This window comes from Pyxidicoccus sp. M15, from assembly GCF_056858435.1.
On record NZ_CM166495.1, the window covers coordinates 2,929,233 to 2,942,833 of the forward strand.

Sequence of the window (13,601 nt, forward strand, 5' to 3'; positions counted from 1 at the left end):
TCGATGCGCCTCCTCGTCGCCGTCATCGTCATCGTCCTGCTGGCGCTGGGCAGTCTGCTCATCGGCGTGAGCAACGTGTCGTGGCACTCGCTCGTCTCTCCCAGCGCTGACGAGCAGGCCCTCCAGGTCCTGGTCATCAGCCGGATTCCCCGGATGCTGGCCGTCCTGCTGGTGGGCACGTCCCTGGGCGTGGCGGGGCTCATCCTGCAGATGCTCGTGCGCAACCGCTTCGTGGACCCGGCGACGGCGGGGTCCGCGGAGTCCGCGAGCCTGGGCCTCATGGCCGCCACCCTCCTGGCCCCTCAGCTTCCCGTGCTCGGGAAGATGCTCGTGGCGGCGGTCTTCGCCCTGGCGGGCACCGGCCTGTTCCTGCTCATCCTGCGCCGCATCCCCCTGCGCTCGGTCCTCATCGTCCCGCTGGTGGGCCTGGTGCTGGGCAGCGTCTTCGACTCCATCACGACCTTCTACGCCTACCGGATGGACCTGCTTCAGTCCGTCAACGCCTGGAAGACGGGCGACTTCTCCAACGTCCTGCGAGGGCGCTACGAGCTGCTCTGGGTGACGCTGGGGCTGACGTGCTGCGCCTATGTCGCGGCGGACCGCTTCACGGTGGCGGGCATGGGGGAGGACTTCACCACCAACCTGGGCATGCGCTACTCGCGCATCATGGCGCTCGGGCTGGTCATCGTCTCCCTGGTCACCGCCATGGTGGTCGTCACCGTGGGAATGGTTCCCTTCCTCGGGCTGCTGGTCCCCAACCTCGTCAGCCTGTTCACGGGCGACAACGCGCGCCGGGCCATTCCGTGGGTGGCCGTCGGCGGCGCGGGCTTCGTGCTGCTGTGTGACATCCTCGGCCGCGTGGTGCGCTTCCCCTACGAAATCCCGGGGGCCACCATCGCCGGCGTCGTCGGCAGTGCGCTCTTCCTCTATTTCCTCTTGCGGAGGGACGCCCGTGTCGGCTGAGAGCGTCGCGGTGGCGCGGCGCCCCGAGCGCACGCTGCTCATCCTCGGCTGCGCGACGGTGGCCTGCGCCCTGCTGTTCCTGCTGTTCAACGCGAGCGGCCAGTGGGACTTCGTCCTGCCCTTCCGGGGGCGGAAGCTGGCGACGGCGCTGTTGGTGGGCTACGCCATCGCCGTCTCCACGGTGCTGTTCCAGACGGTGTCGGGCAACCGCGTGCTGACGCCCGCCATCCTGGGGTTCGACAACCTCTACGTCTTCATCCAGACGTGCCTGCTCTACTTCCTGGGCTCCGGGAAGGCGGCGAGCCTGGACCCCCGGCTGCTGTTCGGCGTCGAAATCCTCATCATGGTGGCCTTCTCGGCCGTCCTGTACTGGGGGCTCTTCGGTGGGGGAGGGCGCAGCCTGCACCTGGTGCTGCTGACGGGCGTGGTGCTGGGCGTGCTCTTCCGCAGCCTCGCGTCCTTCCTCCAGCGCCTCATCGACCCCAACGAGTTCATCTTCCTCCAGGACCGGTTCTTCGCGAGCTTCAACAACCCGGACCAGGAGCTGTTGCTCGTCTCGTTCCTGCTGACGCTGGGCGTGTCCGTCGTGGGGCTGCGGATGCTCAAGACCTTCGATGTCCTGGTGCTGGGCCGGGAGATGTCCATCAACCTGGGCGTGGACCACCAGCGCACGGCGGCCATCATCCTGGTGCTGGTGGCCATCCTCGTCTCGGTGTCCAGCGCGCTGGTGGGGCCGGTGACCTTCTTCGGCCTCCTGGTCTCCAACCTGGCGCACGCGCTGGTGCGCACGTACCGGCACGCGTTCGTCCTGCCCGCCGCCGCGCTCGTCGCCGGGGTGTGCCTGGTGGCCGGGCAGTTCATCCTGGAGCAGGTCTTCGCTTTCAACACCAACCCCCGCGTCATCATCGAATTCGTGGGCGGGCTGGTGTTCATCTCGATGCTCATGAGGAAGGCGCCGGTATGATCGAGACGAGGAACGTCACCAAGCGCTACGGCGATACGCTCGTCGTCGACGACGTCACCCTGCGGCTGCCCGTCGGGGGAATCACCTCCATCATCGGGCCGAACGGCGCGGGCAAGTCGACGCTGTTGTCGATGGTCAGCCGGGTGATGCCGATGTCGTCGGGCACCGTGCTGGTGGATGGGCTGGATGTGCGCACCACGCCGGGGGACGTGCTCGCACGCAGGCTGGCCATTTTGCGGCAGGACAACCACCTGACGTCGCGGCTCACCGTGCGGGAGTTGGTGACGTTCGGCCGCTACCCGCACTCCAAGGGGCGTCCCACGGTGCAGGACCGGGAGCACGTGGAGCGGGCCATCCACCACATGGGCCTGGACGCGCTCGCCGAGCGCTTCCTGGACGAGCTGTCCGGCGGCCAGCGCCAGCGCGCCTTCGTGGCCATGGTGCTCTGCCAGGACACGGACTACGTCCTCCTGGACGAGCCGCTCAATGGCCTGGACCTGAAGCACTCGGTGGCGATGATGAAGCAGCTGCGCACCGCGGTCGACACGCTCGAGAAGAGCATCGTCATGGTGCTGCACGACCTGAACTTCGCGTCCTGCTACTCGGACCACCTCATCGCGATGCGCGATGGCAGGGTCGCCTTCCAGGGACGCCCCGAGGACATCATGCGGCCGGAGGTCCTGCGGGCCGTGTATGACCTGGACATCTCCATCCAGCGCATCGACGGCGACTGGATTGCCACGCACTATCGCTGACGTCGCGCGGCCCACGGGAGCTCAGGTCGCGGGCAGCGCCCGACGGCTCGGCAAGTCGAAGCTGGCACGGCCCTGCAGCCGGCGCTCGAGCTTCGTGAGCTGGCCCTCGGCCTGAGCCAGGGGGCCCCCTCGGGAAGGGGGCGGCACCTTGCAACGATGGCGCCAGCGGCGGCTCCCGTGGCGCCTTTTCCGCCCCGGGGTGGAAATTCCCCTTCACGCGGCAACCATCGGGACGCCGGGCGGGAAACGCCCGCGCCTCACTCCGTAGGAGGAGCAGGCCCCCACTCGCCAGGGGGCTCCTGCTCACGAGGCGCCATGATGAGACTTGCCCCGTCCTCCCTCCGGCCACTGCTGTCCGCGTGTGTCCTGGCATTGTCCGTCCTCTCCGGCTGTGACAAGGAGTCCGAGCCCGTTCCCGACGCCGGCACCGACGCCGGTCCCCTTCCGGACTGGGACGGCACCTACACGGAGCTCGAGGAGCGGGGCGACTGGCTGGACCGGGGCCGCTTCGCGCCGTGCACCTTCGACTCGCGGAGCGCGCCCGCGCCCCTCTCGTGCGAGGACCTGACCCGCTTCGACGTGTCCCAGTGCGACCCGGACGCGCTCGCCAGCGTGGGGGCCTCTGGCGTCTACCTGGCCGAGCTGCGCGCGGAGACGCGCCTGTCGGACGGCGGCACGCGCGTCAGCGGCCTGTCCGCCGGCTTCAAGCTGGAGGCGGACGGCGGCGGCACCCTCAACGACTCGCCCTTCCGGGTGCGCGACACCGACGGCGGCACCTTCTTCCTCTCCGCCGAGCGCACCTTCCTCAACGTCACCACCCTCACCGCGCTGATGGGCTGCAAGGTGTCCTCGCCGGGCATCGTCACCGGCTGCTACGCCCGCTGCCGCGATGGCCGCTTCTCCCAGACGGGCACCTTCGAGGCGCACCGGATGACGTGGCCCGCGGGCGAAGCGGAGTCCTCGGGCGGCATGCGGCTCATCTCCGAGGCGCCCGTGCCCCTGGGCGAGTCCGTGGACGTCTACGTGGCCAAGGAGCACGCCTACGTTGTCTCCCTGCCGAAGTTCGGGCGGCTCGGCGGGCTCACCGTCTTCGACGTGAAGGACCGGGCGCGCCCCGTGCTCAAGACGACCATCAGCCTGCCCGGCGACAACTCCTGGAACGGCGTCTGGGCGAAGGGCGATGCCCTCTACGTCGCCAGCGCCGCCACGGGCGTCGTCCTCTTCGACATCACCGACCCCGCGTCTCCCCGGTTCGTGCGCAGCCTGCCGGGCACCGGTGACTTCGGCGCGCACACCGTGCTCGTCGACGGGGACCGGCTCTACGCCATGTCCGGCGGCGACATGCTGCTCGTCTTCGACGTCTCGCGGCCCCTGGAGCCCGTGCTGCGCCAGAGCATCACGCCGCCGGCCGACATCGGCGGCAGCGGCGCGCATGACGCCTTCGCCTACGGCGGGCGCCTCTACATCAGCAACTCCTATGGCGGCTACGCGGTGCTGGACGTCACCGACCTGGACAACGTGCGCACCCTGGGCACCTACGTGCACGGCGGCTATGCGCACCACAGCGCGGTGGGCACCTTCGCCGGCCGCACCATCGCCTTCGAGGGGACTGAGTTCAACTCCTCCCATGTCCGCGTGCTGGACGTCTCCAACCCCGAGCGCATCGTGAAGATTGGCGAGTTCCGCATGCGCCCCGTCACCTCCGTCCACAACATGCTGCTGGTGGGCAAGCGGTTGTACGTCGCCTGGTACATGGACGGGGTGCGCGTGCTGGACGTCTCCAATCCCACGCGCCCACGCCAGGTGGCCCACTTCAACACGTTCCAGGAGAGCCACCCCGAAACCACGGACATCATCTTCCAGGGCACCTACGGCATCCGCGTTCCCGGAGACGGGTACGTGTACACGGCGACCGTTCCCCGGGGCCTCGTCATCCTCAACGAGCCCTGACGCCTTCCTTTCCGCGGTGGACTGGGAGCCACCCCATGGCCCGGCCCGTGTCAGTCCCGTCGTGTACTTCGTTGCGCGGTCCTGAAAGGAGGACGCATGACGAAGCGCAGTATGAAGTGGGCGGGAGTGGTGGTCTCGGTACTGGTCGGGATGACCGCCTGGGCGGGCGCGAAGGTCAGCTACCATGTCGGTCTCAGCTTCGGCTCGAACGGCTCGGGTGCCGCGTCGGGTTCGCTGGGGACTGTGAGAAACAGCTCCAGCACGGTGGAACGCATTGGCTGTTCGCTGTTCTCGTATGGCGCCAACATCGGGGGCGGGGAGCTCGTCCACTGCTCCGCGACGGACATGAGCGGCACCTTCGTCAATTGCTATTCCAGAGACCCGACCCTCGTGAACGCGGTGCGGGGCCTCAATGGCGACTCGGAGCTCGAGTTCCAGTGGAACGCCGCGGGGGATTGCATGCTCATCCGTGTGACTGACAACTCGGCCGACGAGTCCAAGGTCCCCTGATTCCCGACGCTGGGAGGCGCCGTATCGCGCCTCCCAGCGGTGTGGAAGAGTCCACCGCCATGTCCACCCCGTTGAAGCTGCTGCTGGCAGCGCTGCTCGTCCTCGGGCCTCTCGCCGGATTCCTCCTGGGACGGTGGACGGCGCCCGCTCCGGGAGATGGCCCCGTGCTGCGCGAGCTCGCCCACCAGCGCGCGCTGCTCGAAGCACACCTCGCCCGAGACGCCCGTGCGCCCTCCGAGGTGCGCCATGCCGTTGCCGCGTCCGCGCTTTCCTCCGAGGACACGGCCCGACTGAAGACCGAGCTGGCCCAGGCGATTCGCGACGAGCTGGCCCTCCGGCCGGAAGAGAAGGCCCCCGACGCCGGCTCGCGAGCCCCGACGCCGGAGCCCTCCGCCCAGAGTCTCGCCGCGGTCCAGGAGAGCCAGCAGGTCATCGACAACGCCGCCCGCACCCGGCGCTGGACGAACGAGGACCGGCAGTCCCTGCGGCGTGCGCTTGGCGAGATGACGCCCGACCAGCGCGCGGAGGTCATGCGACGGCTGACCACCAGCCTCAACGGGAAGACCATCGACTTCCAGACCCAGGGCGCTCCGTTCTAGCGCTGGGGCGCTCGCACCGGCCCAGAACGCCAGCGCACCCGGCAGCGCGCGCATGTTGGGAAGGTCGCCCATCGGGCGCGGCTTCTTCCGCCGGTGCCTGGCGGTGGCCACGACCGACACGGCCCGGAGGTGTGCGCTCCGGGCCGTGGTCAGGCGCCGAGCGGGCGTCTCAGTCCAGGAGGTTCGCCAGTCCCGCGTACGTGTTGGGGCCGGGGATGCCGTCAATGGGCCCCGTGTAGCCGCCCCGGCTCGCCAGGGACTGGAGCACCTTGTACGTGTTCGTTCCGGGGACTCCGTCGATGGGGCCCGTGTACCCGGCGCCGCTCAGGAAGGTCTGGAGCCCCCGCCACGAGTTCACGCCCAGGGCGCCATCGGTGGGGCCCATGTACCCGCCCAGGCGGGCCACCCGCTGGAGCGCGGCGTACGAGTTCGTGCCCATGACGCCATCGATGGGGCCCGTATATCCAAACCCCCGCAGCACGGTCTGCACGCCCTTCCAGGAGTTGATGCCCAAGGCGCCGTCGATGGGGCCCGTGTAGCCGCCCTTCGCGGCGAAGCGCTGGAGCGCGGCGTACGAGTTGGTGCCCATGACGCCATCCACGGGCCCCGAGTAGCCGTAGCCGCCGAGGACCTGCTGGACGCCCTTCCAGGTGTTCGTGCCGGGGACGCCGTCCACCGCGCCGGTGTATCCGCCCGCGCGGGCAATCCGTTGCAGCGTCACCCCCTGGGCGTTGCTGATGGGCGGCACGGGGCCGGAAGAGCCGTCCAGGTAGGCCTGGATGCCGTTGTAGGTGTTGGGGCCGGGGATGCCGTCGATGGGGCCCGTGTAGCCACCGTCCTGGGCCAGGAGCTGCAATCCCTTGTAGGTGTTGATGCCGGGGACGCCGTCGGCGGGCCCGTCGTAGTACCCCAGCGTGCGCAGGACCTTCTGGACGCCAATCCAGGTGTTGGCGCCCGGGACGCCGTCGATGGGGCCTGTATAGCCGCCCCGGCGCGCCAGGTTCTGCAGGATGATTCCCTGCTGGACGGTGATGACGGGGTCCCCTCCGCCAGCGCTCCCTCCGGGGATGGCCGTCGGCGGCGGAGGCGTCGCGCCCGCGGGGGGCTGGGAGAGTCCGGCGAACGCGGACAGCTTCGCGACGTTCAGGTCCAGGGGAATGCCGTTCTGGTTGCCGGACGACGTGTACTGGTGGATTTCCCACGTCGGATACGCCGTACCAATGGTCGGGTTGCCCGGGGTGCCCGTGTAGTGGGCAATCCACAGCTTCGAGCCCACGGCCTGCGTCTGCGGCCAGGTGTTGGCCCGGAGCAGACTCGAGTAGGTGTACAGGAACGGTGCCTTCCCCAGGCGCGTCTTGACCGCCTGCATGAAGCTGGCGGTCATGGAGTCGTTCCAGAAGATGCCGTCGTCGATGGCCTCGTTGTCGAGCACCAGCAGGTCGCCCGGCCGATGGTCATACAGGTGGTCCATGAAGTACTGCGCGTCACCGGCGGGGTTGTACGAGCCCGCCATCCAGTAGTGCCCCACGATGAGCCCGGCCGCTCGAGCCCGGGCCACCTGCCGGGTGTAGTACGGCGCGACGTAGAGGGGAGAGACATTGGAGCCGCCGGCTTTGACAATCGCGAACTGGTAGCCGGCGCTTCGGATGGCGCTGAAGTCCAGGTCTCGCTGCGTCGTACCGACATCAATCCCATACACGCCGGTCATTCCCGACGGAGGAGGCGTCCCGGGGTCCTGGGCCAGCCAGTTGTTGAGGCCCGCATACGTGTACTGCCCCGGGAAGCCATCCACGGGGCCCGTGTACCCACCGAGCTGGGCGAGCCGCTGGACTCCCTTCCAGGTGTTCTCACCCGGGACGCCGTCGATGGGGCCGGAGTAGAAGCCCTTGCCCGAGATGACCGTCTGGACGCCCTTCCACGTGTTGACCCCGGGCACGCCGTCCACCACTCCCGTGTAGCCGCCGCGCTGGGCCACGCGCTGGAGGATCTTCCCTTCCTCGATGCTGATCTGGATTCCCCCGGTGCCGCCGTCGCCGGTGCCGAGCACGTGGCGGATGAGCGGCGCGGGGTCGCTGACATTCTCACCGAACGCGCAGCGGTCGGTGGTGCCTCGGGTCATGTGGAGGTGGGGCCCGGTCCACGCCGAGCCATGGTCATCTCCGTAGCCCGCCACGTAGGCGATGATGTCTCCCTGCTGGACGTACTCTCCCACCGAGAAGCGCGTGCGGATGACGTGGTCGTACGCGGAGAAGTCACCGGGCGCGGACTCCACCGCGATGGTGTGTCCCACGATGGAGGAGTACTGGACGCGGCGGACGATGCCCGAGCGGAGCGCGGGAATCGCCTGGCCGGCGCTCGCGGGGATGTCGAGCCCGCGGTGGCCCAGGGGGCCGTAGTAGGGGCCCGTGACTCCGAAGCGCGTCCCCCACCGTGACTCCGCGTAGAAGGCCTGCACGTTGGCCGGAGCGAGGGCCTGCTCCTCCCGGGTGACAGGCGCAGGGCTCCCGGCGCCCTCCGTGTCCATTCCTCCACAGGCGCTCAGGACCACGAGCCCCACCAGCAGCTTCACTTGGAAATGGGTCATCGAGTTACGATACCTTCTGGAAATCCCGTTTGCGCTCGGATTGATGCGGAAATCGCACTCCCAGACGCGCGAGCAGGGCTGACGCGGTTCCATCCAAGGCGATACATCATGAAACGACTCGCAGTGATTCCCTCCATGCTCCTGCTCCTGGCCTGCTCGGCCTGTGGCGTGGAGGCGCCCGAGACGCAGACCGACACCCTCGACACCCGAAGCGCGGCGCTGGCGACCGCCGCGTGGCGCGTCACCGGCAGCCTGCTGACCGCCCGCTCCGGCGACACGGCGACAGTGCTGCCCTCCGGACGGGTGCTCGTCGCGGGCGGCAGCAGCAGCTCGCCGACGGCGAACGCGGAGCTGTACGACGCGGTGACGGGCACCTGGACGGCCACTGGCGCGATGATGGCGTCCCGCTCGTCGCACACCGCCACCCTGCTCAACTCCGGGAAGGTGCTGGTGGCCAATGGCTATACGTGCTGCGTAGCCAATGGCTACCTGGCCACGGCGGAGCTGTATGACCCGGCCACGAATACCTGGACGGCGACTCCCGCCAGCCCGCTTGCACGCAGCGATGCCCGGGATGTCCTGCTCGCCTCGGGCAAGGTGCTCATCATCGGCGGTGTCGTCCCCGGCACGCCCATCGGCCCCACCGGCGCCGTGTACGCATATGACCCGGCCAGCAACGCGTGGTCGGCGGCCGCGGGCATGCTCACCGCCCGCCACCGGCACACGGCGACGCGGCTGCTGTCGGGCAAGGTCCTCGTGGCGGGCGGCACCAACTGGAGTGGCGTCAACCTGGCGACCACGGAGCTGTATGACCCGGCGACGAACACGTGGACCGCGGGCCCTTCGATGAATTCGGCACGCGCCTCCCACTCGGTGACGCTGCTGCCCTCGGGCAAGGTCCTGGTGGTGGGCGGCATGGGGGGCACCACCACCGAGCTCTATGACCCGGCGACCAACACCTGGTCCCATACCGGCAACATGGGGCAGTACCACCTGAGCCCCCGCACCGTCGTGCTGCCGTCAGGCAAGGTGTTCCTCGTCGACAGCGCGGGCGCGGCGGAAGTCTATGACCCGTCCAGCGGGACGTGGAGCGCCGCCCCCACCATGTCCACGACGGGCCACGGTGGCGCGGCCGTCGCACTGCTGCGCTCCGGGCAGGTGCTCGTCGCCGGCGGCTCCACGACCGCCGCGGAGCTGTATGACCCGGGCACCTTCGTGTGGAACGCCACCGGCTCGCTCAACACGGCCCGGTGCGGCCACACCGCCACGCACATGTCCTTCAACGTGCTCGTGGCGGGTGGGAGTGACGCCTCCGGTCCCCTCGCCAGCGCCGAGGTGTACGAGCCCTCCATCCGGTCGTGGCTGCCAGTCGGGGACATGACCGAGCCCCGCACGAACGCGGTCGCCGTCGCGCTGGACTACGGGAAGGTGCTCGTGATTGGCGGCAACGCCAACAGCAGCGTCACCACCGCGGAGGTGTTCACCCCGGGCCCCAACACCTGGACGGCCACCGGAAGCCTGCTCACCGCGCGGACCTCCTTCAAGGCGACCGTCCTCTCGTCGGGAAAGGTGCTCGTCACCGGCGGACGCTCCAATGGCGGCGTCTACGTGACGAGCACCGAGCTGTATGACCCGGCCACGGGCACGTGGTCCGCCACGGGCCACCTCGCCACGGGCCGCATCCAGCACTCCGCCTTCCGCTTGAGCGACGGCCGGGTGCTCGTCGCGGGCGGGTACAACCAGGTCTTCACGACGCTCAACCGGCTCGCGAGCGCGGAGCTGTACGACCCGAACACCGGGGGCTGGCAGACCACCACGAGCCTGGCCCAGGCGCGCAGCAACTTCACCCTGCAGTGGAGTCGCTCGGGTGGTCCGCTCGCCATCGGCGGGCTCATGGGAACCAGCTCGTACGTGGGGCAGGGCTCGCTGGCCACCGTGCAGCAGTTCGTGCCGGGCGCCAATGTCTGGGTCTCCGCGAGCGCTCTCGCCACCCCCCGGCATGACCACGCGACCGACGTCCTGTCGTTCGCGGGCATCCTGACCACCGGAGGCACCTGGAAGATTGGGAGCGCCAACGCCTCCAGCTTCCTGGCCAGCGCCGAGCTGTACGACTGGGACTTCCAGGTCTGGAGGCCCACGGCGAGCATGATGGCCGCGCGCTCCGGCCACACGCTCACCGCGATGCCCGGCGACGCGGCGCTGGCGGTGGGGTGCGTGAATGGCGCGCCGAGCCGCTTCGTGGAGGTGTACTCGCCGTGAGGTGAGACACCGCCGCATCGATGAGGCCGTCGCTTCGCATGGCCTGCGAAGCGACGGCCCCGGGCCCTGCCTCCCCGCGCCCGTCAGAGATGCCGCCGGAGGAAGCCGAGCGCCCTGTGCCAGACATCGTCCCAATCCTGCTGGCGCATCATGTGGTCCGACTCCGGGTGCTCGAAGTGCTCGACGTGTGAGCCCACCCCGGGATGCCACTCCCAGAGCGTCCGTGCGAAGTCGCGAGCCCGATGCGGCGGGACGACGCTGTCGCGGCCCGCGTTGAGCAGGAGCAGCGGGTTGCGCGCGCAGTCCCATGGACGGTGGACCGGCGCATGGCGCATCAGCTCGCGAATCTCCTCGGTGATGGGGCCCTCCCGGGGAGTCCAGTCTGGCGAGCCGAGGATGGACACGGTGGCCCGCACCCGCGAGTCCGCGGCCGCCACGGCCAGCGCCGTGTATGCCCCGAAGGAGATTCCCGCGAGGCCGATGGGCCCGTGGCCCTCGGAGACCACGTGGTCGATGACCCGCGAGACGTCGTGGGTCGCCTCACGGACGGCGTGGAGCACGCGGGCATGGGACTCGGAAGGACCGAGCCGCGCCAGCTCATCCAGCCACGCGTCGCGGCGGGCTCCATGGTGCGGAGCGTCCACCCCGACGGCGCTCAAGCCCCCGGTTGCGAGCGCGTTCAGCTCCCAGCGCTGCGCGTCCGCGCTCGCCCCGAGCCCGTGCAGGACGATGACCGCCGGCCCGGGCCTGGGCTCGTCGTGCATCTTGAGTACGGGGATGCGTCCATCCACGAAGAAGCGGTACTCGTCGGGCATGGAGGGAGTCTACAGGTCAGGCGTTCCTGTCTCGTGCCTCGATGCTCCCGGGGATGGCGACGGCGCCGTTCGGGGTCAGCGTCAGCCTCGAGAGGGCTTCACCCATCACCGTCCTCTCGCCGGAGCGCTGCGTCAGCGCGTTGGCGACGTCCGCGGGGTTCGTGGCCTTGGACAGCTCGAGGATGAGCGCGTCCTCCTTGCCGTTGGGGCTCCAGCTCCCGCCCGTCCGCTCCATCTGCTTGTCCACGAAGAAGCGGGCGCGCTCGGAGAGCTGGGTCAGCTGCTCCGGGGTGAATGACAGGTACACGTCGTTGTTCTTGTCGAACCGATGCTGGTCGACCTTGAAGGCATTGGCGTACACCTCTTCGGCGCCGCCCTCCATGCCCTTCAGGAACATCGAGAACTTCTGCTTCGAGTAGTCCTCGTTCCCCTGGGCGTCGGTGTGCCGCTCGAACTGGAGCTCGGTGCCGTCGCTCTTGTTGAACTCGATGAGGTTCTCCTTCGAGCCATCGGGGAAGGTCGTCTCGATGACGGAGGCATTGCTCTCGGGCGTCACCGTCAGGGACTTCTTGAAGGGCCCCAGGGCCGCCTCCAGCTCGGATTTCGCGCTGAGGTCTATCTTCTCTATCTTCGCCGCGCCCGAGACGCCCGCGCCGTCCTGGAAGGGCAGCTCACCCGAGGAGACGAACTTCGAGTAGGCGGCGCGTCCCTCGTCCGTGCCGAGGTCGAACTCGGCGGTGCGGAGCTTGTAGTGGCTCATCGACTCCGTCCCGGTGAGGGTGACGGACGCGTTCTCGACGCCGACGCTGAACGACACGCTGCTCTCGAACAGCTCCGAGGGCCCCGCGGTGACCTGGACCGTGTCCCCGTCGCGCTCGGTCTGGATGGACATGCCCTTGCCGCTCTTCTGCTCATCCCCCAGGCCCAGCTCCGCCTTGAGCAGCTCGATGCTGGCCTCGGAGGACCGGCCCTTGAACTGGGAGGACTCCATCGTCACCGAGCACTGGTCCGGCACCGTCTCCGGCTTGAGCGGGTGGGGCGGCGGAATCTCGCCCCGCTTGAGCCGCTCGAAGTCCGCGTCCGTCATCTTCACCTCGTACGTCTGGGACGTGCCCGTCGAGACGCCCGCCCCGACGCTCACCTTCTTCAGGTCGACCGAGCCGGAGGCAGAGGCCTCCGTCTCGGCGGTGAGCTTCACCGTCGTGAAGCCGTCCTTCTTCACCACTTCCTTCTCGAGCGAGGCGCTGAGCTCCACGGAGACCGGGGTGTTCTGCCCCGGGACTGCCACCGAGAAGGGCTCGGTGGTGGCGGCGTTGGGGGCCTGCTCGGGAACGGCCGGGTCCGCGACCATCATCCGTTGGAGCTCGGGGGACAGCTTCGCGTCGGCCAGGGCCCGGGCGCGCTCGGGGGAGCCCGGCTCGGTGGCGAACACCTTCGCAGCGGCCGTTCCCGACATCGAGCCGGCCTCGCGGTAGTGCGGCTGCTCCTTGAGGTACGCCTGCATGGTGTCGTAGCTCCTGCCGCTGCTCGGGTCGAGCACGCGCTCGCCCTGGCGCACCACGACGTGGCCCGCCTGGCCCTCGGCGCCTCCCCGTGAGTCCGCGAGGAACACCAGCTCCGAGCGGCCCCGCAGCGCGGGAGAGCTCTTGCTCACCCAGTCCGCGGCCTTGTCGAGGCAGTTGACGCTCCCATCTCGCGTGTCCTCGGTGAGCAGCGACGACGCGGGCGCGGCCTGGCCCTCCAGCCGCACCGCGTTCTTCGGGGCCGCCGGCTCGAAGGAGGACTGTCCTCGGGGGGCCGCGCCGCGCTGGCTCGCGGCGGCCTGTCGCGCGGCGGCCTCCGCTGCCTGCCGTGCCGCTTCCGCCGCACGCCGGGCCATCTCCGCCGCTGCTCGACGTGCCGCCTCTGCTGCGCCTCCATCTCCAATGCGTCCTGCACCCATGGCATCTCCTCCGCGAAAGCGTGGTTCCTGAAAAGGGGAGGTGGCTTGCGGAATCGCGTCCCAGGTTTCTGGAGGAGTCCCGGGACGCAGGCGTGTCGGCGCATGGCCCGCGGGGGGGCGTCCAGGGGCGCGGGGACAGGGCCGGCCAGGTCGCACCGCCCGGCGCACTCCGCCTCACGGCTGGAGTGGTAGCGGCAGGTCGTCCCAGAAAGTGTAATGATTCCAGACTCTTGGAACTCCGGTCACGCCTTGCCCGCGCT

10 protein-coding genes are annotated in these 13,601 nt (G+C 69.5%); 7 read left to right on the forward strand and 3 right to left on the reverse strand.

Going from position 1 to position 13,601, the window contains the following annotated elements:
• Positions 1-3 precede the first annotated feature (3 nt).
• From ACX9TP_RS11875 to ACX9TP_RS11900, 6 genes are all read left to right on the forward strand, one after another.
• Positions 4-963, forward strand: a complete 960-nt coding sequence (locus ACX9TP_RS11875; RefSeq protein WP_482979821.1) for an ABC transporter permease — start codon at positions 4-6, stop codon at positions 961-963.
• The gene (locus tag ACX9TP_RS11880) at positions 953-1,927 is read left to right on the forward strand and encodes an iron chelate uptake ABC transporter family permease subunit (RefSeq protein WP_482979822.1); all 975 of its coding nucleotides are present in this window, start codon (positions 953-955) and stop codon (positions 1,925-1,927) included. Before ACX9TP_RS11875 ends, ACX9TP_RS11880 begins: the two co-directional genes overlap by 11 nt.
• Positions 1,924-2,682, forward strand: a complete 759-nt coding sequence (locus ACX9TP_RS11885) for an iron ABC transporter ATP-binding protein (protein WP_482979823.1) — start codon at positions 1,924-1,926, stop codon at positions 2,680-2,682. Before ACX9TP_RS11880 ends, ACX9TP_RS11885 begins: the two co-directional genes overlap by 4 nt.
• A gap of 318 nt (positions 2,683-3,000) precedes the next feature.
• A complete protein-coding gene (locus ACX9TP_RS11890; RefSeq protein WP_482982155.1) occupies positions 3,001-4,632 on the forward strand; it encodes an LVIVD repeat-containing protein in 1,632 nt (543 codons plus the stop codon).
• A 96-nt stretch (positions 4,633-4,728) separates the two neighbouring features.
• Positions 4,729-5,142 (forward strand): hypothetical protein, encoded by a 414-nt coding sequence (locus tag ACX9TP_RS11895; protein WP_482979824.1) that lies wholly within the window; start codon positions 4,729-4,731, stop codon positions 5,140-5,142.
• A gap of 59 nt (positions 5,143-5,201) precedes the next feature.
• Positions 5,202-5,741, forward strand: a complete 540-nt coding sequence (locus tag ACX9TP_RS11900) for a hypothetical protein (protein ID WP_482979825.1) — start codon at positions 5,202-5,204, stop codon at positions 5,739-5,741.
• Between the two features lie 169 nt (positions 5,742-5,910).
• Here ACX9TP_RS11900 and ACX9TP_RS11905 read toward each other — a convergent pair whose 3' ends face one another.
• Complete coding sequence (locus ACX9TP_RS11905) at positions 5,911-8,325, reverse strand: GH25 family lysozyme (RefSeq protein WP_482979826.1); 2,415 nt, start codon at positions 8,323-8,325, stop codon at positions 5,911-5,913.
• 108 nt (positions 8,326-8,433) lie between these two features.
• Here ACX9TP_RS11905 and ACX9TP_RS11910 point away from each other — a divergent pair, with 108 nt between their 5' ends.
• Positions 8,434-10,584 carry a Kelch repeat-containing protein gene (locus ACX9TP_RS11910; protein WP_482979827.1) on the forward strand — a complete coding sequence of 717 codons (2,151 nt, stop codon included), beginning with the start codon at positions 8,434-8,436 and terminating at the stop codon, positions 10,582-10,584.
• Between the two features lie 83 nt (positions 10,585-10,667).
• Here the strand turns inward: ACX9TP_RS11910 and ACX9TP_RS11915 are convergent, their stop codons facing one another.
• A complete protein-coding gene (locus tag ACX9TP_RS11915) occupies positions 10,668-11,399 on the reverse strand; it encodes an alpha/beta hydrolase (RefSeq protein ID WP_482979828.1) in 732 nt (243 codons plus the stop codon).
• A 16-nt stretch (positions 11,400-11,415) separates the two neighbouring features.
• Positions 11,416-13,278, reverse strand: a complete 1,863-nt coding sequence (locus ACX9TP_RS11920; RefSeq protein ID WP_482979829.1) for a hypothetical protein — start codon at positions 13,276-13,278, stop codon at positions 11,416-11,418.
• Between the last annotated feature and the right edge of the window lie 323 nt (positions 13,279-13,601).